Source organism: Thalassospira sp. CH_XMU1420-2, from assembly GCF_037029325.1.
GTDB lineage: Bacteria > Pseudomonadota > Alphaproteobacteria > Rhodospirillales > Thalassospiraceae > Thalassospira > Thalassospira povalilytica.
This window is the reverse complement of record NZ_JAYMEG010000006.1, coordinates 247,445-270,475: the sequence shown is the minus strand read 5'-3', so window position 1 is coordinate 270,475 and position 23,031 is coordinate 247,445. Positions and strand designations below refer to the sequence as shown.

The 23,031-nt window shown below is 54.7% G+C and carries 15 protein-coding genes; 9 read left to right on the top strand and 6 right to left on the bottom strand.

Annotated elements, in window-relative coordinates; all coding sequences use genetic code 11:
* Nucleotides 1-47 precede the first annotated feature (47 nt).
* Together WA429_RS18135 and metH are read left to right on the top strand one after the other, a co-directional pair.
* Entirely contained in the window at nucleotides 48-1,112 is a 1,065-nt protein-coding gene (locus WA429_RS18135; RefSeq protein WP_242512714.1) for a homocysteine S-methyltransferase family protein, read from the top strand.
* A 38-nt stretch (nucleotides 1,113-1,150) separates the two neighbouring features.
* Nucleotides 1,151-3,796 (top strand): methionine synthase, encoded by a 2,646-nt coding sequence (gene metH / locus WA429_RS18130; protein WP_082817852.1) that lies wholly within the window; start codon nucleotides 1,151-1,153, stop codon nucleotides 3,794-3,796.
* 131 nt (nucleotides 3,797-3,927) lie between these two features.
* Here metH and WA429_RS18125 read toward each other — a convergent pair whose 3' ends face one another.
* On the bottom strand, nucleotides 3,928-5,172 hold the full coding sequence (locus WA429_RS18125) for a multidrug effflux MFS transporter (RefSeq protein WP_287466190.1): 1,245 nt from the start codon (nucleotides 5,170-5,172) through the stop codon (nucleotides 3,928-3,930).
* Nucleotides 5,173-5,442: 270 nt separating this feature from the next.
* On the opposite strand from WA429_RS18125, the gene WA429_RS18120 reads away from it, so the two are divergent.
* A complete protein-coding gene (locus WA429_RS18120) occupies nucleotides 5,443-7,236 on the top strand; it encodes a chloride channel protein (protein ID WP_068519492.1) in 1,794 nt (597 codons plus the stop codon).
* Between the two features lie 79 nt (nucleotides 7,237-7,315).
* On the opposite strand, the gene WA429_RS18115 is transcribed toward WA429_RS18120, so the two are convergent.
* Complete coding sequence (locus WA429_RS18115; protein WP_156480885.1) at nucleotides 7,316-7,915, bottom strand: hypothetical protein; 600 nt, start codon at nucleotides 7,913-7,915, stop codon at nucleotides 7,316-7,318.
* Between the two features lie 270 nt (nucleotides 7,916-8,185).
* Here WA429_RS18115 and wecB point away from each other — a divergent pair, with 270 nt between their 5' ends.
* Entirely contained in the window at nucleotides 8,186-9,325 is a 1,140-nt protein-coding gene (gene wecB / locus WA429_RS18110; RefSeq protein ID WP_287466191.1) for a non-hydrolyzing UDP-N-acetylglucosamine 2-epimerase, read from the top strand.
* Here wecB and WA429_RS18105 read toward each other — a convergent pair.
* Nucleotides 9,315-10,163 carry an EF-hand domain-containing protein gene (locus WA429_RS18105; RefSeq protein WP_287466193.1) on the bottom strand — a complete coding sequence of 283 codons (849 nt, stop codon included), beginning with the start codon at nucleotides 10,161-10,163 and terminating at the stop codon, nucleotides 9,315-9,317. The two genes, wecB and WA429_RS18105, sit on opposite strands and share 11 nt — an antisense overlap.
* Nucleotides 10,164-10,357: 194 nt before the next feature.
* Between WA429_RS18105 and WA429_RS18100 the strand changes: the two genes are divergently transcribed.
* Together WA429_RS18100 and WA429_RS18095 are read left to right on the top strand one after the other, a co-directional pair.
* Nucleotides 10,358-12,712 carry an ATP-dependent helicase gene (locus WA429_RS18100; RefSeq protein WP_287466312.1) on the top strand — a complete coding sequence of 785 codons (2,355 nt, stop codon included), beginning with the start codon at nucleotides 10,358-10,360 and terminating at the stop codon, nucleotides 12,710-12,712.
* A 77-nt stretch (nucleotides 12,713-12,789) separates the two neighbouring features.
* Complete coding sequence (locus tag WA429_RS18095) at nucleotides 12,790-13,671, top strand: 50S ribosomal protein L11 methyltransferase (protein ID WP_068519495.1); 882 nt, start codon at nucleotides 12,790-12,792, stop codon at nucleotides 13,669-13,671.
* On the opposite strand, the gene WA429_RS18090 is transcribed toward WA429_RS18095, so the two are convergent.
* The gene (locus tag WA429_RS18090; RefSeq protein WP_287466194.1) at nucleotides 13,668-14,423 is read right to left on the bottom strand and encodes a sulfite exporter TauE/SafE family protein; all 756 of its coding nucleotides are present in this window, start codon (nucleotides 14,421-14,423) and stop codon (nucleotides 13,668-13,670) included. The two genes, WA429_RS18095 and WA429_RS18090, sit on opposite strands and share 4 nt — an antisense overlap.
* Nucleotides 14,424-14,691: 268 nt before the next feature.
* Here WA429_RS18090 and WA429_RS18085 point away from each other — a divergent pair, with 268 nt between their 5' ends.
* Complete coding sequence (locus tag WA429_RS18085) at nucleotides 14,692-15,777, top strand: HD domain-containing phosphohydrolase (protein ID WP_170310109.1); 1,086 nt, start codon at nucleotides 14,692-14,694, stop codon at nucleotides 15,775-15,777.
* 19 nt (nucleotides 15,778-15,796) lie between these two features.
* Nucleotides 15,797-19,420, top strand: a complete 3,624-nt coding sequence (locus WA429_RS18080) for a PAS domain S-box protein (protein WP_287466196.1) — start codon at nucleotides 15,797-15,799, stop codon at nucleotides 19,418-19,420.
* A gap of 53 nt (nucleotides 19,421-19,473) precedes the next feature.
* Here the strand turns inward: WA429_RS18080 and WA429_RS18075 are convergent, their stop codons facing one another.
* Both WA429_RS18075 and WA429_RS18070 read right to left on the bottom strand, forming a co-directional pair.
* A complete protein-coding gene (locus WA429_RS18075) occupies nucleotides 19,474-20,211 on the bottom strand; it encodes an SDR family oxidoreductase (RefSeq protein WP_287466197.1) in 738 nt (245 codons plus the stop codon).
* Between the two features lie 193 nt (nucleotides 20,212-20,404).
* The gene (locus tag WA429_RS18070; RefSeq protein WP_068519500.1) at nucleotides 20,405-20,596 is read right to left on the bottom strand and encodes a hypothetical protein; all 192 of its coding nucleotides are present in this window, start codon (nucleotides 20,594-20,596) and stop codon (nucleotides 20,405-20,407) included.
* A 256-nt stretch (nucleotides 20,597-20,852) separates the two neighbouring features.
* Here WA429_RS18070 and WA429_RS18065 point away from each other — a divergent pair, with 256 nt between their 5' ends.
* A complete protein-coding gene (locus tag WA429_RS18065; protein WP_287466198.1) occupies nucleotides 20,853-22,877 on the top strand; it encodes an aminopeptidase P family protein in 2,025 nt (674 codons plus the stop codon).
* Nucleotides 22,878-23,031 lie beyond the last annotated feature (154 nt).

The window sequence follows — 23,031 nt, the reverse complement described above, 5'->3', positions numbered from 1 at the left end:
CGATTACCGATAACAGCAAAGCCTGACTGAAAGACTGGATGAAAAAGATGAATGATCGCAAGGAACGCGTCGCCCTGCTGCGCAAACGGGCCGAACAAAAGATACTGATCCTTGATGGCGCCATGGGCACCATGATCCAGAAACACAAACTGACCGAGGAAGATTATCGCGGTGAACGGTTTGCCGACTGGAAACAGGATGTCAAAGGCAATAACGATCTTCTGTCTCTGACCCAGCCAGACATCATCAAGGACATCCATCTGCAATATATTGCGGCAGGTGCAGACCTTCAGGGGACCAATACCTTCAGTGCGACGACCATCGCGCAGGCCGATTACGGCATGGAAGATCTGGCCTACGAGATCAATTTCGAAAGTGCCAAGATCGCGCGTCAGGCCTGCGACGAATGGGAAGCTGCCCATCCCGGCGACGTGCGTTTTGTGAACGGTGCCATTGGTCCGACCAACCGCACGGCCTCAATCTCGCCGGATGTGAACAATCCGGGCTATCGCGCGATCACTTTTGATCAGCTTAAAGACGCCTATAAGGAAGCGGCCAAGGGGCTGCTTGACGGTGGTGCGGATACGCTTCTGGTCGAAACCATTTTCGATACGCTCAATGCCAAGGCTGCATTGTTTGCCATCGACGAAGTTCTTGAAGAACGCGGTGAAGATGTTCCGGTCCTTATTTCGGGTACCATCACCGATGCATCGGGCCGTACCCTTTCGGGGCAGACCACCGAAGCATTTTATAATTCGGTCCGCCACGCCAAGCCGTTTTCGATCGGTTTGAACTGCGCACTTGGTGCTGCACAGCTGCGCCCCTATGTGCAGGAACTGTCGCGCATTGCCGAATGCCGCGTTTCGGTTTATCCCAATGCCGGCCTGCCGAACGAATTTGGTGAATATGATCAAAGTGATGCGGAAATGGCCGCACTGGTCAAGGAATGGGCCGAAACCGGCATGGTCAATTTGCTGGGCGGATGCTGTGGCACGACACCGCCACACATCAAGGCGATTGCTGATGCCGTGGCCAATGCCAAGCCGCGGGCGCTTCCGAAAATTGAACCCAGAATGCGTTTGTCCGGCCTTGAGCCGTTTGACGCTGCGTAAACCCGATATTGATTGCTGAAAAGAGATCGAACAGACCCATGACCGACATTTCCAGATTTATCAATATTGGTGAACGTACCAACGTTGCCGGATCGCTGAAATTCAAAAAGCTGATCGTTGACGAAGATTACGATGCGGCCCTTGAAATTGCCCGCCAGCAGGTCGAAAACGGCGCGCAGATCATCGACATCAACATGGATGATGCGATGCTTGATGCCGAAACGGCGATGGTCAAGTTCATCAACCTGATCGCGGCCGAGCCCGATATTGCGCGCGTGCCGATCATGGTCGACAGTTCCAAATGGAACGTCATCGAGGCCGGTCTTAAATGTCTTCAGGGCAAGGGGATCGTCAACTCGATCAGTCTGAAAGAAGGCGAAGAACCCTTTATCGCCCAGGCCAAACAATTGCGCCGTTACGGTGCGGCTGTTGTTGTCATGGCCTTTGATGAAAAAGGTCAGGCCGACACGGTCGATCGCAAGTTTGAAATTTGCAAACGCAGCTATGACGTTCTGGTCGAAAAAGTCGGCTTCCCGCCCGAAGATATCATTTTCGACCCCAACATCTTTGCGGTCGCAACCGGTATCGAAGAACACGACAACTATGCGGTCGACTTCATCGAAGCCTGCAAGCTGATCAAAAAACACCTGCCTTATGCCAAGATTTCCGGGGGTGTTTCAAACGTGTCCTTCTCGTTCCGGGGCAATAACCCGGTGCGCGAAGCCATGCATTCGGTCTTTCTGTATCACGCCATCCAGGCCGGTCTTGATATGGGGATCGTCAATGCCGGGCAGCTGGTCGTTTATGAAGAAATTCCGGCAGAACTGCGCGAACGCGTCGAAGACGTCATTTTGAACCGTCGTTCGGATGCGACCGACCGTTTGCTTGAGGTTGCCGAAAAATACAAGGGCACGGGCGGCCCGGAAAAGAAAGCCGATCTGGAATGGCGCAAAAAGCCGGTCAATGAACGTTTGGCCCATGCGCTGGTCAACGGCATTGCCGAATTCGTCGAAGAAGACACCGAAGAAGCCCGCCAGCAGGCCGACAAGCCGCTTCATGTGATTGAAGGGCCGCTGATGGATGGGATGAACATCGTCGGTGACCTGTTTGGTGCCGGCAAGATGTTCCTGCCCCAAGTGGTGAAATCCGCCCGTGTGATGAAAAAGGCCGTCGCCTATCTGATCCCGTTCATCGAAGAAGAAAAAGACGGTGTGCGCGAAAGCAACGGCAAGATCCTTCTGGCGACGGTAAAGGGCGATGTCCATGACATCGGCAAGAACATCGTTGGTGTGGTTCTGCAATGTAACAATTTCGAGGTCCTTGACCTTGGTGTGATGGTTCCGACCCAGAAGATCATTGAAACCGCCAAGGCCGAAAAGGTCGACATGATCGGTCTTTCGGGCCTGATCACGCCGTCGCTTGAAGAAATGACCTATGTTGCGGCCGAAATGGAACGCGAAGGTCTGGATATCCCGCTTCTGATCGGCGGGGCGACCACGTCAAAGGTACATACCGCGGTCAAGATCGCACCGAACTATAACAAGTCGGTCGTTTACGTGATTGATGCATCGCGTGCGGTGGGTGTTGCAAGCCAGCTGGTTTCGGAAACCCATCGCGAACGATTTGCTGCTGAAATCCGCAATGAATATCTGGCGATGGCGGAAAAACACGCCGCCCAGCAATTGCAGAAAAAACGCTTCGCCCTTGCCGATGCGCGCGCCAACAAGGTGCAGCTTGACTGGGATGCCTATGACGTTCCGGTGCCGGCAAAGCCGGGGATCACCGTGTTTGATGACTTTGATCTTGAAGATCTGGTCGCGCGCTTTGACTGGAAGCCGTTCTTTGAAACCTGGGAACTGCATGGTCGTTTCCCCGATATCCTCAAGGATGAAAAAGTCGGCGAAACTGCGCGCGGTCTTTATGACGATGCGCAGGAAATGTTGAAACGCATTGTTGCGGAAAAATGGTTCAAGCCGCGGGCGGTTGTTGGCATCTGGCCGGCAAACTCGGTCGGTGATGATATCGAAGTCACCCCGGCCCCGGATCAGAATGAGCCGGTCATGCTTCATACCCTGCGCCAGCAGATGTTCCGCGAAAACAACAAACGTCCGAACCGGGCTTTGGCCGATTACATCGCGCCGAAGGAAAGCGGCAAGACCGATTATATCGGTGCCTTTGTTGTGACGGCGGGACCGGAAGTCGAACAGATTGCCTCAAAGCTTGAAGCCGAGCATGACGATTACAATGCCATTCTGGTCAAGGCGCTTGGTGACCGCTTTGCCGAAGCCTTTGCCGAGCGTATGCACGAAAAGGTCCGTAAGGAGCTTTGGGCCTATGCCGCGGACGAGAATCTTGGCAATGATGATCTGATTGCGGAAAACTATCGCGGTATCCGTCCGGCACCTGGTTATCCTGCGTGCCCGGAACATACCGAAAAACGCACCCTTTGGTCGCTTTTGAATGCCGAAGAAAATGTCGGCGTTTCCCTGACCGAAAGCTGTGCGATGACACCGGCTTCGTCTGTAAGCGGTTTCTATTTCGCCCACCCCGAAGCGAAATATTTCGGCCTTGGCAAGATCGAACGCGATCAGGTCGAAAGTTATGCCGAACGCAAAGGCATGACGATGGCCGAGGCAGAACGCTGGTTGGCACCGAACCTGAATTACGATCCACGTCAGTCATAATGATCTGAAGTCATGATGATCTGACTGGTCGCAATGAAAAGCCCCGCAGACTGCACTCTGCGGGGCTTTTTCGTTGCGGGGCCTGTTGGGTAAAGGCCGTGTCAGTGTCAGAGCCCGTGTCAGTGTCAGTGTCAGTGTGTCGCCTGACAGAACTTTCCGCGTTCGGTAATGCCGACAATGACGATGGCAATCACACCAAGACAGAAATATCCACCCAGAAGCGGGATGACCGTGCCGTCAAACTGCTGGCCGATAATGCCCCCGGCAATCACGCCGATCAGGGTGCTATAGACGCCGATCATTGAAGACGCAGTTCCGGCAATGGCGCCAACCGGTTCCATGGCCAGCGAATTGAAATTCGGCATGGTCAGTGAAAAGCAGAACAGCGTCATGGTAAGGCCGATACCAAACAGCCAAAGCGGCGGCTTGCCGTCAAAACCGATTGCGATCAGAACGTTGACCAGACTGCTTGCCGTCATGAAGAACAGGGCGACATGGGAAATCTTGTGCATGCCAAGTTTCCGCACCAGACGGGCATTGACGAAGGACGAGAAACTCATACAGGCCGCAATCATGCCAAAGGCAAGCGGGAACCAGACACCCAGTCCATAGACCTCGGTCTCGAAGATTTGTTGGGCCGAACCGATATAGGCCATCAGACAGGCAAACATCATGCCCATGACAGTGGCATAGCCAAATGTCTGGCGGTTGGTCACGGTGGTTCTGATGTCACGGGCAATCCGGCGAACCGAGAGTTTATGCCGATATTCAGGATGCAGTGTTTCGGGCATCCGAAGCAGGTACCAGCACACAATCGCAATCGCGAGGACAAGCGTACTGACAAAAATCATGTGCCAGTTTGCCAGTGCCAGAATCAAACTGCCCGATGCCGGGGCAAACACCGGAAGAATGATGAATACCATCATGACAAAGGACATGACACGCGCCATTTCGCGACCTTCAAAACAATCGCGTGTGATCGCCATGGTCAGAACGCGCGGGGCCGCAGCGCCAAGTCCCTGTACGAAACGGGCAATAAGCAAATGATCATAGCTGTCGGCAAAGATCGCCATGACCGTACCGATGGCATAGATGCCAAGTCCGGCGATCAGGGTCGGGCGGCGACCAAAACTGTCGGCAAGCGGACCATAGACGATCTGCATCAGGCCAAAGGCAATCATGAAGACATAAATCAGCATCTGCATGCGGTTGCCGTCTTCGATGCCGAAATCGGCAGCAATCGGGCCAAAGGCCGGTAACAGGTTGTCAATCGACAGGGCGACAAGCCCGATGGTGATGGCCATCAGACAGACAAATTCAGCAAAGCCGGGTAGCGGTCGTACCGCAGTGCTACCCGTGGGTCGGGGATCATTCATTTTCGGATTCCGTATCAACACGGTTTGGGTGGCGTCAGAAATTCTGAACAGACGGCGAAGAATGCTGCATTTCCCCCGTCGATGGCAATGATCGTTTTTTGAAAGCTGTTTGGTTGTGGACACCGGCTGACGAGGGAGGGCGCGGGCAAAGATCGGAAAATATCCTTGATGTTTCGGGTGTTTACCCTTTATTCGCAGCAATCGCTGATCCTATGATCAACCCCATCGGAACAGGACCCCTTCGTATGTTTGCTCTGCGGTGTTGCGGCAATGGCTGAAAAACTGATCAAATCCAATCTGGTACTAAGCCGTCTGCGCCGTCTGGTGAAAAGCGAGCAACTGGTCCTGTCGCTTCTGGCGCTGGTGGTTGGTGCGATGGCCGGGGGTGGAACGATCCTGTTTCGGGACGGCATTTTGCTGGTGCAGGCGCTGGTTTATGGGTGGGGCGAAGAATCCCTTCATCAACATCTGATGGGATTGTCGAACTGGCATCTGATTCTTGGACCGACCGCAGGCGGGCTGGTCGTCGGTGTTTTCATCTACAAGTTTTTACCCGGTCAGCGCCCGCACGGGGTTGCGGATGTTATTGACTCTGCTTCGTTCAATGATGCGCGCATGTCGACCCGGTGCGGCATCAAAAGTGCGATTGCCAGCGCGGTGTCACTGGGAAGTGGCGCGTCACTTGGTCGCGAGGGGCCGGTTGTCCATATGGGGGCGTCGTTTGGGGCCTGGCTTGCACGCGTGTTGCATTTGCGCCGCGGGGCAGCGCGCACCTTGTTGGGGTGCGGGGTGGCATCGGCCGTTGCCGCATCCTTCAACGCGCCGCTGGCCGGGATGTTTTTTGCCCATGAAGTGGTTCTTGGCCACTATGCCCGGACCGCTTTTGCACCGATTGTGATGTCGTCGGTGATGGGGACGGTGATTACCCGTCTTTATTACGGATCGGAAGTGGCGTTTTTGATCCCACTCCATAACATTCAGTCGTTCTGGGAATTTCCCGCATTTGCGCTTTTGGGGTTGCTGGCCGGGATCACCGCAATGCTGACGGTGCGTGCCATTCCCATCGTTCAAAAGGTTGCCGATACCACGCGTGCGCCGCTTTGGTGTCGGCCGGCGATTGCCGGTCTGGTGGTTGGAATTGTCGGCCTTGGCTTTCCGCAGATCATCGGTGTCGGTTATGGCGCGATGAATGATGCGCTTTATGAAACATACAGCCTGACATTTCTGATCGGTCTGCTGTTTGCCAAGGCATTTGTCGTGGCGATCTGCATGGGGCTTGGATTTGCAGGCGGGATGTTCAGCCCCAGCCTGTTTCTTGGTGCGATGCTGGGCGGTGCGTTCGGGATTGTTGCCACCCACGCCTTGCCGGATTTCTCGTCCGGGCACGGGGCATATACCCTGGTCGGGATGGGGGCGGTGGCGGCTGCTGTTCTGGGGGCACCGATTTCCACAACCCTGATCGTGTTTGAGCTTACCGGCGACTATCAGCTGACCATTGCGGTGATGCTGGCATCGGTTCTGGCATCGGTAATCATGGATCAGGCCAATGGCGGATCATTCTTCCACTGGCAGCTTAAAATGCGCGGGTTGTCGACCAATTGGGGGCGGGAGGTCAATCTTCTGCGCATGATCAAGGTCGCCGACATCATGAAGCGCGAATATGTCACCGTGCCTTTATCCCATGATTTGCCAAGTGTCCGATCAGCCCTTTTCAATGCACCCTATGCGGAGCTTTTTGTCGTTGATGACAAAGGCAAACTGCATGGCACCATTACATTGACCGATTTGCGCAATGCCGCGTTTGATACGGATGCCGCCCAGAATATGACGGCCGGCGAAGTGGCGCGGTCAAAACCGCCGGTTCTGTTCCGTACTGACAGCATCGAAAAGGCCATCCGCCTGATGGAGCAAACCGGCGAGGAACATTTGCCGGTGCTCAATAACGGTGAAGATCGCGAGATGATCGGCTTTGTCCACGAAAAGGACGCGATGATGGCCTACAACAACGCGCTTCTTGAATTGCAAAGCGAAGAACGCGGCGACGCCCCGCCAAAGCTGTTCTGACGTTATCAAAGTCCTCGCATGAAAAAGAGCAGCACCGAAAGATGCTGCTCTTTTGCGTGGTCGGATCACAGACTGGTCTTTATGCAGCCAGTGCCGTGTCACCGGCTGATTTCCGGGTTTGCTGTCCACTTAGAAGCTGGGCTGTAAGGCGACTGTCCAGACCGGCAACATCTTCGGGAAGATTTGTTGCGGATTGTTCGATCTGATCAAGTTCCTGACGTGCCTGGCGTCGTTCGAGTTCAGCCTTTTCTGCCTTTTCATCATCCTTTATCGGAATTGAATTGGCATCACGCAGTGCGGTTCTGAATTCTTCTTCGGCGTCTTTCTTGGCGTTCAAGATGTCAGCTTCGGTAGAATCAGATTGTGAGGATGACGAAAACACATCGCCCGCCGCATTGCTGTTCGGGTCATTGTCATTGCCTTGAACGTCAGCCATGGCAGACGCAAAGCTTGATGATCCCGAACCGATATTCTGAAATTCAAGCATGACGGACTGCATCGCATCGGAAAGCTGGCTTTTGGACGTGCCGGTTTCCGAATTGGTGTCGCCCGTTGTCAATACAGGTACTGCGCTACCTGCGCTAAAACCTTCGATACCTTCGTGTGCACCTGACCGCTCCGAAGAGCCGGCCCGGGAAGACATTGGCAACCCGTTGCCCAATCCAAAAATAGTACTCATGCCGAGATACCCTTCTTATGGGATGCACAAAGCATCCCTGACAGCGGCAAATTTGCACAAACCGCCGTCAGAGGATGCTAACCTCCGGGAAACAAGCAATTCCCGGACCACATGAAGCAGGACAATCTTCTTGAGTGGACGGTAATTTAGGTGAATTGAATTTTGCGTGCGCGGCGGCCCCCGAAAGATGTGCAGCAGGCAAAATATACCGATACCAAAGAGGGTTATGAGCACCCCGCCTTATCCATTAGGCTGTTTGGCCTTGAAAACATGTCTGGCGGCAATGACGGGACGGGGATGAAGCTTCATCTGATTGCAGGGGCACGGCCGAATTTCATGAAGATCGCCCCGTTATGGCAGGGCTTGCGTGCCCATGCGGATATCAAGGCGGCTTTCATTCATATGGCGCAGCATCGCGATGCGGAGATGACGTCAACGATCTGGCGTGATCTGGGAATGGCGGATCCCGACCATATTGTGCAGTGGCAATCCAGTACCAATCAGGACCGGATTGCGCCGATGATGGCCGGTTATGAAAAGCTTTGTCGCCAAAATCGCCCGGACGCGGTCCTGGTGGTCGGGGATGTCAGTGCGTCACTTGCCGCGGCGATGACGGCCTCGAAGCTGCAAATACCGCTGATCCATCTTGAGGCCGGATTGCGGTGCTTTGATTTGTCTGTTCCCGAAGAACGCAATCGCATGACCATTGACCGGTTGGCGGACCTGCATCTGACCCCGTCTGTCGATGCGGACGAAAACCTTCTGGCCGAGGGGATCACGCCAGACCGCATCAGGCGTGTCGGCAATATCATGATTGATACCTGTGTCATGATGAATGATGCGATATGCAAGGATGTGACAACAGAAAGGCTGGGGCTTGCCGGGGGTGGATATGTGCTTGTAACGCTGCATCGTCCGAGCAATGTTGATGATCGCGCAAAGCTGCGCCGGATCTGTCATGCAATTGGTGACATTGCCAGCCATGTTCCTGTTTGCTGGCCACTGCATCCCAGAACCCGCCATCAACTTGAACAGATTGACGGCATTGCGATGCTTGAACAAAGCGGGGTGAAGGTCTTGGCGCCGCTTGGGTATGTATCCTTTGGGGCCGTGATGGCAAATGCCGGACTGGTGGTAACCGATTCCGGTGGTGTGCAGGAAGAAACCAGTTGGCGTGCGATCCCCTGTCTGACCTTGCGCCCGTCAACCGAACGACCGGTTACGATTGACTTGGGGACAAACCGTCTTGTCAGCATTGAAGGTCTGTCCGCCACGGCAATCGACGCCATGACCGGGCAGTCCGCCCCGGAACGGCAGGAGTGTGAAATCCCGCTTTGGGATGGTCAAACGACCGGGCGTGTCATTGCGGAACTTGACCGATTCCGCAGAAACGGTGGCGTCAGGAAATAATCTGCGCCATCACCTTGTTGCCAAGGGCTTCATTGCGCATGTCAAAGCCGCCAGTCGATAAGGTGCTGTCATCGTTATTTTCAACCATATTTCGCGCGACGGTTTCGGGCATCGTGCCGTTATCGGTGGCCGTATCCATTCCAGCATTAACGTCAGTATCAGGGTCAGATTCCGAGCTGTTGTCAGGAAGGCTGCTTTGTGACGGGGTTGCATCCTGCGGGGCGGCAGCCATGATTTCCGACAGGCTGACCACGCCGTCTTCGTTGGTATCAAGCGGGTCATAGGTGCCCTCGGACCCCATGGAAGCCAGCATGCTGTTCATGACGGTATCTTCGCTGCTGCTGTCATCGCTTGAAAGCACGGCCCCGCTTGGCGGTGTCATGGATGCCAGATAGTCATCTTCCGATATGCTTTGGGCATCGGACCCGGCCATGACATTCCAAAGGTTTTCCGACATTTCATCGCTGACACCATCGGGGGCCGATGCCATGAATTCATCCTTGGTCAGCGTGCCGTCGCCGTCGGTATCCATGTCAGAGAACAGGCGTTGGGCATCAAAGCTGCTGTTGCCGTCGGTGGTGGTGCTGGTTTCCTGCAACTCAAGAAGCATCGACATGATGGAGTCTGAAAGCTGACCGGTGATGGCTTCGCTTTGCGATGTCATTTCCGACATGCTGTCGGTGCCGGTCGATCCGCTGCCCTGCAAGGCATAAAGCGAAAATCCGCCAAATGCTTCAATGCCCGAAGAACCATCGCTGCCTGTTGATGAATTGGCAGACTGGCTGTTCTGGCTAAGTATTTGCGCGATGCTGCCGCTCATGCTGCTGATGCCGCTCATATTTCTACCTTCATTCAGAATTGCGTTGTTATCTGAACTCACGCGAAAGACCGGAAAAACTGGCGCAAAAAGTTTTTTAAGATCGGGAAAGGGGTGGTTGATGTTCCTGTTTCGTTGCAGAATGGAAAAAATACCCGGCCGCATCCGATGCAAGGCTGGTCCTTGGAACACAGCGTGATATATATGCCGCCATGATGGATGATCCCTTCGAAATTGATGAATTCGCCGCCAGCCCGGAAATGCGTCTTGGTGATGCGCCGGCCCCGGCATATCTCGATAATCTGAATGCCGAGCAGCGTGACGCTGTCGAAACGCTTGACGGGCCGTTGCTGGTTCTTGCAGGGGCGGGCACGGGTAAAACCCGGGTCTTGACCACGCGGCTTGCGCATTTGCTTGAAACCAAGGCCCAGACCGAACGTCTGCATCCGCAGCAAATCCTTGCCGTGACCTTTACCAACCGTGCGGCAAAGGAAATGCAGGAACGTGTGGCACAGGCATTGGGCCGCCCGGTCGAAGGTTGGTGGCTGGGAACCTTCCACTCGCTCTCGGCGCGATTGTTGCGCCGTCATGCCGAACTGATCGGGCTGCAATCAAACTTCACCATCCTTGATAGCGACGATCAGGTCCGTCTGCTCAAGCAGATCATGGATGCCGAACAGATCGACCCGAAAAAATGGCCGGCCAAGCAGTTGATGGGGATTATTCAGCGCTGGAAGGACAAGGGCCTGACGCCCGAACGGGTCAATGAAAGTGTCGAATTCGCTAATGGCGGGGCCAAACATCTTTACAAGATTTATCAGGAACGGCTGAAAGTCCTGAATGCGTGCGATTTCGGTGATTTGTTGCTGCATTGCCTGACCCTGTTCCAGCAGCATCCCGAAGTTCTGAAACAGTATCAGAACACCTTCCGCTATATTCTGGTTGATGAATATCAGGATACCAACGTTGCGCAGTATTTGTGGCTGCGCGCCATGGCGATGGTTCATCGCAATATTTGCTGTGTCGGCGATGATGATCAGGCGATCTATAGCTGGCGCGGGGCCGAGGTCGGCAACATCCTGCGTTTTGAATCCGACTTCCCCGGTGCCAAGGTCGTGCGCCTTGAACAGAATTATCGGTCCACCCCGCATATTCTGGCCGCCGCATCGAAACTGATCACCTTTAACGATGGACGTCTGGGCAAACAGCTTTGGACGGAAATCGACACCGGCGAAAAGGTCTTTGTCAAAGGTGTCTGGGATGGCGAGGCAGAGGCGCGTCTGGTTGGCGAAGACATCGAAGCCCTGCAATCAAAGGGTATTGGTGCATCCCAGATGGCCATTCTGGTCCGTGCCGGTTTCCAGACCCGTGAATTTGAAGAACGTCTGATCACGCTGGGCATCCCGTACCGGGTTGTCGGTGGTCCACGTTTCTACGAACGTCAGGAAATCCGTGATGCGCTGGCCTATATCCGTTTGGTTGCGCAGCCTGATGACAGTCTTGCGTTCGAACGTATTGTCAATGTGCCCAAGCGCGGGGTTGGCAAGGCCACGCTTCAGACCCTGCATCAATATTCCCGTGATCAGGCGATTTCATTGCCTGCGGCGGCGCGTGATCTGATCGATACCGAAGAACTCAAACCCAAGATGCGTCAAAGCATTGGCGGGCTTTTGGGGGATTTCAAACGCTGGCGCGAAATGCTGGCAGGCAGTTCCCATGTCGAGGTGATCGAAACCGTCCTTGATGAAAGCGGCTATACCGATATGTGGCGGTCCTCCAAGGAAATCGATGCGCCGGGACGGTTGGAAAACCTCAAAGAACTTGTTTCCGCAATTGGCGAGTTCGAAAACCTGACCAGCTTCCTTGAGCATGTGTCGCTGGTCATGGAAAACGAACAGAATGACGCGCAGGAAAAAGTCACCATCATGACCCTGCATGCGGCCAAGGGGCTGGAATTCGACTATGTCTTCCTGCCCGGTTGGGAAGAGGGCGTCTTCCCCCATCAGCGCGCCATGGATGAAAGCGGCGTCAAGGGGCTTGAGGAAGAACGTCGTCTTGCCTATGTCGGGATCACGCGCGCGCGCAAACGTGCAACCATTTTATATGCCGCGAACCGTCGCATCTATAATCAGTGGCAATCGGCGCTGCCGTCGCGCTTTGTCGACGAACTGCCAGATGAGCATATTGAACGGATCAGTGATACCGGTCTTGGCGGGCATGGCGGGAATCATTCGCCCGGTGCCTGGGGGGCTGATGACTGGATGAAAATGCCAAGCTGGGCCAACGAGGGTGCAAGCAACCGCAATCCGGTTTCCGGCGCATCCGAGCGCAAATTTGCATCAAGCGGTTGGCAGGATCGCGTGCGTAAAAACGTAATTGATGTAAAGCCGGATGGCGAAACCAGCTATGCGACCAGTTCGAAATCATCGAAATACAAGGTTGGCGATACAGTGCGCCACCGAAAGTTCGGACCGGGAACGGTGCGTGCGGTGGATGGCAACAAACTTGAAATCCATTTCGAGGGTGTCGGCACAAAGAAAGTGGTCGACAGCTTCATTCTGCCGGGGTAAGCCCCGGTTCAAATATTCACGGAATACCGAACTAACCGGGCGGCGATCGCAAGCGGCCCTGACAAGCGAGAAGCGATATGACCCAACCCGTTCTTTGCTATAACTTCCAGTTCGAAGTTGATGGCGCCTATGCCGAGGCCTTTGCCGAAGGGCTATACGAATATTGTGATGCATTGTCGCATTTCGAACGTCCGGGTGACCCCAGCGCGCCTTGGAGAATCGAAGGTTTCTCGGGCGAGATGTTTGACAAGCCGGCAATTGAAACGGCGGTGTCGATTATGGCATCGGCGGTCGGGGTCGATGCGCCAGTTGTGACATTTGGCACATATGAGCCCAAAGACTGGGTCAGTGAAAACCTGCGCAGCTTCAAGCCGATTTCGGTCGGGCGTTTCTTTGTCCATGGTTCGCATTGGGACGAAGACCTGCCGGTGGCAAAAATCGGGCTTCAGGTGGATGCCGGTCTGGCATTCGGTTCCGGTGAACATCAAACCACCAAGGGATGCCTTGCGGCAATCGATTGGGTGGCAAAACGCGGTCCGCGCCATAATGCCCTTGATATGGGCTGCGGGTCGGGCATCCTTGGTATGGCATGTGCCAAAACCTGGCGCAGCACAGTGATGATGGCCGATATTGATGCCGCATCGGTGCGCGTTGCACAGGAAAATGCGCGGGTTAACAAGATCGCCGATCTGGTCACCGCCATCCATTCGAACGGTTTCCAGGATACCCGTATCCGTGACGGCGGTTATTACGACATTGTTTGTGCCAATATTCTGGCCCGTCCGTTGCGCGCCATGGCCCATGATCTGGTCGGGACATTGTCACAGGACGGCGTTGTGATCCTTTCGGGGCTGCTGTCCGAGCAGGAACAGTTTGTTCTTTCGGCCTATCGCGAAGTCGGTCTGTCGCTGATCAAACGGTTCAAGGTTGAAAACTGGACCACGCTTCTGGTCGGCTAAGCCATCAGGCTTCCGGCAAATCGATACAGCCCCAGAATGCCCAATGTGACGATCAGTACACCTACGGCGATCATCAAGGGTTTTCTGGGGATGATTTTGACCAGTACAGCCGCCAATGGTGCGGCCGGCACCCCGCCCAGAACAAGGGCCAGTGCCGCCATCCCGAAGCTTTCAAGCCCGAACGATCCGGCAAAGGTCACTGTAATCGCCACAGTAACGAAAAACTCCGCAGCCGCAGATGTACCGAGCATGCGGTGGGGTTCGCTGCCGCGATAAACCAGGGTGCTGGAAACAATCGGTCCCCAACCACCACCCCCGACAGCGTCCAGAAATCCGCCAATCAGGCCAAGCGGCGTCAGACCGCGCATTGCCGCAGGTGGCTGAACCTTGCGGATGGCTTTGGCAATTACCAGCACACCCAATGCCGACAGATAAAGCGCAACCGCCGGGGCAAGGTATTTGCCAATCCCGGAGGACAGCAAGGCTGCGCCGACGCAACCGCCAACCGCACCGGCAACGGCCAGAACCCGGACCATCCGCCAGTCCACATTTCGGGCAAAATGATGCGCGGTCCCTGAAACAGCGGTGGTTGCAATTTCAGCGGCATGCACAGTTGCACTGGCATGGGCCGGCGGCAATCCGATTGTAATCAGCAACGATGTCGATGTAAGGCCATAGGCCATGCCAAGTGCGCCATCAATCAGCTGGGCGACAAAGCCGATCAGAACGATCCACCAGAAATAGTCATCCATAAGACCACAGGCTCCTGCTGCGGGGATACTTTCCGGAAGTGTAGCAACTTGCCCGAAGCGCGATATGGCATTTTGGTTTCGGCCCGGCATTCCCGGTATGCATTAATGCCACGCGACATTTTTATGAATTTGGCGATGTGCCGGGATCGACCACCTCATATTCCTACATTCGAATAACTATATATAAGTGGTAATCAGTTTACTACTTATGTATAGTCCACATCGCGCGTGACAGCGATGATATATTAAATCAGTAAGGGAGATGTCCTTGGCTGAATTTGAACATCGAATACTTGTGGTTGATGATGAACCGGTAATCCGCAAATTGCTGACCCGCGTTCTGGAGCGAGCCAACTTTGAGGTTGTGCAAGCCGTTGATGGTCTTGACGGGATCGAGCATCTGCAAAAGGACGCTGGATTGAGGCTGGTCATTTCCGATTTGCGCATGCCCAACTGTGGCGGCCTTGATTTTGTGCGTCGCGCCATTGGCGAATTTCGCCGTGATTTTGAATTCATCCTCCTGACCGGGGATGGTGACAAGTCAGACGCGATCGATGCGTTGCGTCTGGGCGTGCGTGAATTCCTTGATAAACCGGTGGATCGTGCGGACCTTGAAGCCGCCGTTCAGAAGGCGCAGGAACGTTTGCTTGAACGGGATCGTGAACATGAACGCGTCCGGAAACTTGAACTTGAAAATGTCAGCAAGGCAAAGACGCTTGATGACATCACGCGCAAGCTGGGTGGTGCCGAACAGGAAATGATTGATCGGCTCAGCCTGATTTCCCAATACAGGGACATTGAAACCGCCGAACATTGCGTGCGGGTCGGGCTTTATTCCCAGTTGCTTGCCGATATGGCCGGGCTTGATACGCAAACCCAGCGCTCCATTCGTCTGGCGGGTATTCTTCATGATATCGGCAAGGTTGGTGTGCCCGATAGTGTCCTTCTGAAAGAGGGGCCACTGACGGATGCCGAATTCGAAGTCATGCAGCGCCATACCGAAATCGGTTTTTCGATGCTGAATGCGTCGGACAATCCGGTGCTTGATCAGGCGGCACAGATTGCGCGTTACCACCATGAAAAGTGGGAAGGCACGGGATATTGCAACGGGCTTTCGGGCGCAGATATTCCGATGGTTGCGCGCATTGTTTCCATTGCCGATGTGTATGATGCCCTGCGCAGTTCACGGCGTTACAAGCCGCCATTCAGCCACAGGGAAGCCGTCGACATCATCACCAAGGGCGACGGACGCACGACGCCAGACATGTTTGACCCGAAACTGATGTCGCTGTTTCTTGAACATAATCAGCGCTTTGAGTCGATATTTGACAGCATGCCAGACCAGATGGTGTAAAGCCGGAGACGTTTAGACGATGAGCCAGAACGTAGACGTGATTTTGCACCGTACGCGAAATCGCATTGCCGATTTCATGTTGCTGGTCATGGTGATTGGCGGATTTCCGGCGCTGATTGCGTCGTTGCTGCGTGAAACAAAACAGCCATTCTGGGTGATTGAAACCATCCAGCTTTTGGTGTTTGTTGCCGTGGTCGCAAGCCTCGTGCTGCGCCGCCGGCTTGAAACACGGACAAAATCGCATGTGATTGTCGGCGCAATGACAGTGTTGTCGTTGCTTTATATCATCATGTTTTCGCCGGCCAGTGGCATGGCGCTGATGATCGTATCAACAGTGACGGTGGCTATATTCCATCCACTGGTTACGACATTCCGGTATGCGCTTTTCTGTTTTCTGACCATAACGGGCATCGGCATCATCCGTGTTTATGATCTTGACGGATTTCTGATTGATGATGCGGGCATGGTCGCACACACGTTGCCGGTGTGGATTGCGACATTGTTTGGCTATGCCTGGATGAGTTCGGCCGTGGTTGTCGGGGTCATCTGGATGCGCCAGGCGCTGTTGCAGATGAGTGTTGATCAACTGTTGTCCAAACGGGAACTGGTTTCCGGCAAGAAGTTTCTGGAAGAAATCCGTGTCAGCGCAGGGGAAGTTGCCAACTACTTTTCGTCGCTGGAACGTGTTGAAGACGTATCATTTCGCCCATCCTTGCAGCGGTTTGCCGAATTGCTCAATTGCGAACGGGCCAGCTTGTGGTTGCAGAATGACGATGGTGATGTGGCATGCTTTGGCCTTTACGATGCCAATAACCCTGATGCATCGCATGAAGGACTGGTTCTGCGCCGCAAGGATCTGCCGCGGTATTTTGCCGCCCTTGAAACCGGGCAGGCGATTGATGCCGAAAATGCCAAAGAAGACCCGCGGACATCGGAATTTACCGAAAACTACCTGATTCCCTTGAATATCGGGGCGATGCTGGATGTGTCGCTGATGTCGGTTGCCGGTCGCATGGGCGTTGTCTGTTTCGAGACCGTCGGAAGGACCCGCGTCTGGCGATCAGACGAGGTTGTCTTTGCCCATATGGCAGGCGGACTTCTTGCCGCGGCGGCCGGGATCAAGTCGATCATGGAAGCCGACGAGGCACTTAATTTCTCGCGCAGGCGGTTCGAGGCGGTTGCCAATTACACCTATGACTGGGAAAGCTGGGTGTCGTCAGACGGGCGTCTGGTGTGGGTCAACCCGGCTGTGGAACGTATTCTGGGCTATTCGGTCTCGGAATGCATGACACTTGAAAACTATCCGTTGCCGTTTGTCGCACCCGAAGATCAGGCGCGTGTACGCCATTATCTGGATGAAGGCCTGTCCGGGCTTTCGGGCAGTGATCGGGAATTCACCGCCATTCATAAAAATGGCAACCGGGTCAGTATCGGAATGTCCTGGCAACAGATTGCCGATAGTGACGGAACCAATCTGGGGGTTCGCATTTCATGTCGGGATGTCACCGAACGGGTGCGGTATCGCCGTGATCTTGAATATGCCAAAACCGATCTTGAAGCCAACCAGCGCCGTTTGCGTGCGCACTTCAATAACGCGAAGATCGGCGTGTTTTACTGGACCCCGGATCGTACGATCATTGAAGTCAACGACACCGCCTGTCAGTTGTTCGGGTTCAGCGCCGAGGAGTTTGTTGGCAAAAAGCTTGAACTGATTGTGCCGCCATCGGAACGCGCCCGGTTGGGAACGCTGATCAATGAAATCATGGAAACCCGGACCAGTGTGAATAACCGGTTCGAAAATGTGACGTGCAGCGGCAAGCGTCTGGTGTGTGAATGGTATGAAAGCCCGATCTTTGACACCAACGGGCAACTTGATTGTATTGCAAGCTTTGCGCTCGATGTGACAGACCGGCAGCGCTATCAGGAAACGCTTGAATCCATTTATCGCGGTGTACGCTATCAGGTCGGTGAAGACTTTTTTGACAACCTGACCAAGGTGATGTGCGAAGCATTGGGCATGCATTATTGCCATGTCGGGTCGATCGAAAATGGTCGCGTAAAGCCGGTTGCCCATTACAGCCATGACAAATCGCGCGGCGGGCTTGATTTCGAAGTCAAGGGATCGGCCGCCGAAAGGGTTATTGATAACGGCATCTTTGTCTGCCCGGACAATTTCAAGGAAGTGACAAGCGGCGTGCGCCGGGTGACCGACCTTAATATCCGCGGATATGTCGGGGCGGCACTGAAGGACAGCGAAGGCAACCCGATCGGGATATTGGCAACGGTTTCAGAACAGCCGATTGCCGATCCGGAACTGGCGCGGTCGATTGTTGAAGTGTTCGCTGCGCGTGCGTCAGCAGAATTGCAGCGCCTTCAGGCCGAACGCAAACGTGAAAAACTTGAACAGCAATTGCGTCATTCGCAGCGCATGGAAACGATTGGTGTTCTCGCAGGCGGGATTGCGCATGACTTCAACAATATTCTGCAACCGATCAGCGGTTATGCCGAACTGCTATATACGGATTTGCCCGAAGATTCGCCGCTGCGCGAAGATGTCATGGAAATTCGTCAGGGGGCAGATCGGGCGCGCGATCTTGTCAAACAAATCCTGTCATTTTCGCGCAATTCCGAAACCGAACGGTCGCCGATTGATGTCGCATCCATGATCAAGGGAACGGTCAGGTTCGCGCGCGGATCCATTCCATCTACCGTATCGCTGGTCAGTAACCTGGCACCCGACACCATGTCGATCCTTGGCAATGCAACGCAGCTTGACCAGTGTCTGATGAACCTGATCACCAATGCCTATCACGCGGTTGGTGAAGAGGGCGAAATAAAGATCGAAGCCGCACCGTTTGAGCTGACCGACGACAGTGCCGAAATGCATCCGCTTTTGACACCGGGGCCCTATATCCGCATTTCGGTGATTGATAACGGCACGGGCATGGATGCCGATACCGCCAAGAAAATCTTTGATCCGTTCTTTACGACCAAGGAACCGGGCAAGGGCACGGGGCTTGGCCTGTCGACGGTGCACGGGATCATTGCCGGTCACAAGGGAGAAATCACGGTCTATAGCCGACTGGGGCAGGGGACGCGTTTTTCGATCCTGCTGCCGGAATATGACCGAGAGGAAGAAGGCGAGGAACGTGTTTCGCGTGGCCTTGTTTCAAATGCCAGTGGTCATCTGGCGGTTGTCGATGACGAGGAAAAGAACCTCAAGCTTTGTTCGCGGATGCTTGAACGCATTGGCTATACCGTTGAAACCTTTACCAATGGTGCTGATGCGATTGAGGCGATCAAAGCCCCGGGGGCAAGTTTTGACGGTCTTTTGACCGATCAGACCATGCCAAACATGACCGGGGTGAAACTGGTGGAATTGCTGCGTCAGTCCGGACATGACATTCCGGTTGTCGTCATGACGGGATATGCGGCCGATGATATCGTGGCGGCCTATAAGGATCTTGGGGTTGAGACCATTCTAGCAAAGCCGGTTGATGTGGTTGAACTTCACGATGCACTGGCCACGGCCTGCAAGGGCGCGACAGAGCATGTGCAATCATCCGAGAAACCCGCACCCGATGCATCGTCAACCGACGCGGTCGCACATGAAACAGCCTTGCCGGGGGAACCGCTGCCGTGAGGGGGGATATGCGATAGGCGGGGCTACGGGCGGCGGTGGGGCCTTGATCAGGGTTATCGCCCGCCGGAAACATCAAGGACCGCCCCGGTAACATAGGACGCGTCATCTGAAATCAGCCAATAGATGCTTTGTGCGACTTCATCGGCATTCCCCGCACGGCCAAGCGGGCAGCCCGGCCCCAGTTCGGAAACCCGTTCCGGGCGTCCTGCGCTGGCATGGATGTCGGTATTGATAAGCCCGGGTCGCACCGCATTGACGCGAATGCCTTTGGGGCCGAGTTCCTTGGAAAGTCCGACGGTCAGCGTATCGATCGCGCCCTTTGATCCGGCGTAATCGACATATTCGCCAGGTGATCCAAGCTTGGCCGCCATGGACGAAACATTGACGATCGATCCACCGTTCGGAAGCATCCGCGCCGCTTCACGGGCAACCAGATACGCACCAAGCACATTGGTATCGAACACATTTTTCATGCGGTCGATATCCATATCGGCAAGGGTGCTTTTGGGGGCGACAATGCCGGCATTGTTCACGACACCATCGATTGCGCCAAAACGTTCATATGCGGTCCGGAAGAAATCGATGACGCTGTCTTCGTCGCGTACATCGCATTTGCGGGCAAATGCATTGCCGGTAACGCCCGCACGTTCGCACAAGGCACAGGTTTCGTCAGCACTTTGCTGATTTCCGACAAAACTGAAAGCGACATTCCAGCCGCGACTAGCAAACAGCACTGCTGTCGCCCGACCGATCCCGCGCGAACCGCCGGTAATCAGAACCGTTTTTGCCATAACCACCCCGAAACAGTTTTGTTGTTTTGGCTACTATGGCGCGGATGGTGCGTGATGGTCAAAAAGAAACGGCCCTGCTGTGGAGAAGCAGGGCCGTCTCAGAGGGAAAAGACAAAACTGACCGCAAGGATCATGAACCGTGATCCTGCGCTTCGCCATTAGGCATCCGACCATTCCGAGCGGGACTGATCCTTCAATCCTTGCCTTTGGTGTCTGCCGATCCGGTTGGGGACCGGTCTGCTTCATCGTCTGCCAGATGGGCAGGGCCAATATCAAGACCGAGCGCGGCTTTGCGACCAATGGTCAGGCGCTCAAGGCCATCATAGGCCGTCTGACGTCGACGCGATTGTACGACACTTAGGGCAGTAATAGGAAAACGGATCACCGTTCATGGTCTCCTGCAAATTGACGTCCCGACGGGCCATCTTTTTGTCACGGAGATGTAATAAGTTAATCTTTGACTAATGTGCATTGCGAAGCTTGCAACGCATTCATTCCTGTGACGCATGTTACGGCTGTTGGGGGCCGAATTACGGGGTGATTATTTTATAAAATATGCGCAAATATCATTGTGGCTTGCGCGGGATCGGCAGTAACCCTTACATAGATTAACTGCCCCACATATCAAAACGAGGACGTCTATGACCATTTCCGGCGATGCCCAACTCGCGACCCTTCTGGAACGCGACAATGTCAACAAGGATGTTAGCGCTGTCATCGCCCTGATTGATGGCGTGCTTGCGGCCGCCGACGGACATAGCCGGACCGACTGGATTGATCTTGTATGTGCCGATCCCAGCGAAGAACTGGTGCACGTTCTGTTGGCGCTGCGCGATGAACGCAAAGGTCTGTTCAAAATGGCAAAGGATGATTTCAATCCGGCCGAACGGATCGCAGCTCTTCGGAAATATCTTGCGGCAAAGGGTGTGGACGGCTTTATCGTTCCGCGTGCCGACGAACATCAGGGCGAAAATGTCCCAGCCCGGGCCGAACGTCTGGCCTGGTTGACCGGTTTTACCGGGTCGGCCGGGGCTGCTGTGGTTCTGGCGAACAAGGCAGCGGTGTTTGTTGATGGCCGTTACACCATTCAGGTGCGCCAGCAGGTCAATCGCGACCTGTTTGAATATCGTCATCTGGTTGACGAACCGGTGGTCGGCTGGCTGCATGACAATCTGAAATCCGGACAGAAACTGGCGTATGATCCGTGGCTTCATACCGTGCAGCAGGCAAATCATTTGCGCACAGCATGCGAAGGTGTCGGGGCGGAACTGGTTGCGATTGATACCAATCCGATTGATGCGCTTTGGCGTGACCAGCCGGCCATGCCGCTTGGCCCGGTGCGTCCGCATCCGTTGGAATATGCCGGAAAATCAAGTGCCGAAAAACGTCAGATGATTGCCGGGCAGCTGTCGCGCCTGTCATGTGACAGTGCCATTTTGTCTGCACCTGACAGCATTGCATGGCTTTTGAATATTCGCGGGGCCGATGTGCCGCAAACGCCGCTTGCACTTGGTTATGCGATTATCAACGGTGATGCATCGGTTGAATTGTTCATGGATGAACGCAAGCTGGCTGGTGAAACTGTCGCCTGGCTGCGTGATGAGGCAAGCCTGCGCGCACCCGGTGAACTTGGCGATGCGTTGAAGGCCATGGGCAATCAGTCCGTCCGCCTTGACGAGGCAACAGCGGGTGACTGGTTGCGGATGCAATTGGCCGAGGCCGGGGCAACCGTTCGTGTCGGGCGTGATCCGGTGGCCTTGCCCAAGGCCTGCAAAAATGACGTCGAACTCGAAGGATCGCGCAAGGCCCACAAGCGCGACGGCGAAAAGATCATTCGCTATTTCAAATGGCTTGATGAAACGGCAATCGATGGCGAGATTGATGAACGTACGGCTGCCGACAAATTGCTGTCGCTGCGCAAGGAAGATCCGCTATTTCGGGATTCAAGCTTTGAAACCATCCCGGGCAGTGGTCCGAACGGGGCGCTTTGCCATTATCGCAACACCCCCGAAAGCAACCGTAACCTGACCCCGGGCGAAATCTTTTTGATTGATTCGGGCGGTCAGTATCTGGATGGCACGACCGACATCACCCGGACCACGATTGTTGGTGAACCGACACAGGAACACCGTGACCGGTTTACCCGCGTGCTCAAGGGGCATATTGCGCTGGCGCGGGCGATTTTCCCGGTCGGAACAACCGGTCAGCAGCTTGATACGCTGGCGCGCATGCCCCTGTGGGAAGCCGGTCTTGATTTTGATCATGGCACCGGGCACGGGGTTGGGAGTTACCTTGGCGTTCATGAAGGACCGCAACGAATTTCAAAGGCCCCGAACAGCATCGCACTGAAACCGGGTATGGTTCTGTCAAACGAGCCGGGCTTTTACAAGGAAGGCGAATACGGCATCCGGATTGAAAACCTGATTGCGGTTTGCGAGATTGATGCACCGATCGGGGCGGACCGTCAGATGCTTGGTTTCGAGACCCTGACATTCTCGCCGATTGAGCGCAAATTGATCGATCCGGAATTGATGACTGCTGACGAGTTGCAGTGGCTTAATGATTACCATGCCCAGGTCTATGCCATGTATGCCGATGAACTGGACGAAGATCATCGGGAATGGCTGCAAAAGGCAACCGCTCCGATCAAGAAGAAAGTCATCTGATCTGGCCATCGGATGCCATGATGTGAAAAAGTTGAGCCGCCCCGTCCCGCGGGGCGGCTTTTTGTTGTTTCGGGCACTGACAAGCGCGCGGGAATGGCTTAAAGAGTATCTATTGGATCGATTCAATAGAAGGCGGAAAACCGCTTCTGATAAT

What these genes read in the sequence shown, in the direction of transcription:
- WA429_RS18135 (WP_242512714.1), top strand. Translation starts at nt 48, where the DNA reads ATGAATGATCGCAAGGAACGCGTCGCCCTGCTGCGCAAACGGGCCGAA.
- metH (WP_082817852.1), top strand. Translation starts at nt 1,151, where the DNA reads ATGACCGACATTTCCAGATTTATCAATATTGGTGAACGTACCAACGTT.
- WA429_RS18125 (WP_287466190.1), bottom strand. Translation starts at nt 5,172, where the DNA reads ATGAATGATCCCCGACCCACGGGTAGCACTGCGGTACGACCGCTACCC.
- WA429_RS18120 (WP_068519492.1), top strand. Translation starts at nt 5,443, where the DNA reads ATGGCTGAAAAACTGATCAAATCCAATCTGGTACTAAGCCGTCTGCGC.
- WA429_RS18115 (WP_156480885.1), bottom strand. Translation starts at nt 7,915, where the DNA reads ATGAGTACTATTTTTGGATTGGGCAACGGGTTGCCAATGTCTTCCCGG.
- wecB (WP_287466191.1), top strand. Translation starts at nt 8,186, where the DNA reads ATGTCTGGCGGCAATGACGGGACGGGGATGAAGCTTCATCTGATTGCA.
- WA429_RS18105 (WP_287466193.1), bottom strand. Translation starts at nt 10,163, where the DNA reads ATGAGCGGCATCAGCAGCATGAGCGGCAGCATCGCGCAAATACTTAGC.
- WA429_RS18100 (WP_287466312.1), top strand. Translation starts at nt 10,358, where the DNA reads ATGGATGATCCCTTCGAAATTGATGAATTCGCCGCCAGCCCGGAAATG.
- WA429_RS18095 (WP_068519495.1), top strand. Translation starts at nt 12,790, where the DNA reads ATGACCCAACCCGTTCTTTGCTATAACTTCCAGTTCGAAGTTGATGGC.
- WA429_RS18090 (WP_287466194.1), bottom strand. Translation starts at nt 14,423, where the DNA reads ATGGATGACTATTTCTGGTGGATCGTTCTGATCGGCTTTGTCGCCCAG.
- WA429_RS18080 (WP_287466196.1), top strand. Translation starts at nt 15,797, where the DNA reads ATGAGCCAGAACGTAGACGTGATTTTGCACCGTACGCGAAATCGCATT.
- WA429_RS18075 (WP_287466197.1), bottom strand. Translation starts at nt 20,211, where the DNA reads ATGGCAAAAACGGTTCTGATTACCGGCGGTTCGCGCGGGATCGGTCGG.
- WA429_RS18065 (WP_287466198.1), top strand. Translation starts at nt 20,853, where the DNA reads ATGACCATTTCCGGCGATGCCCAACTCGCGACCCTTCTGGAACGCGAC.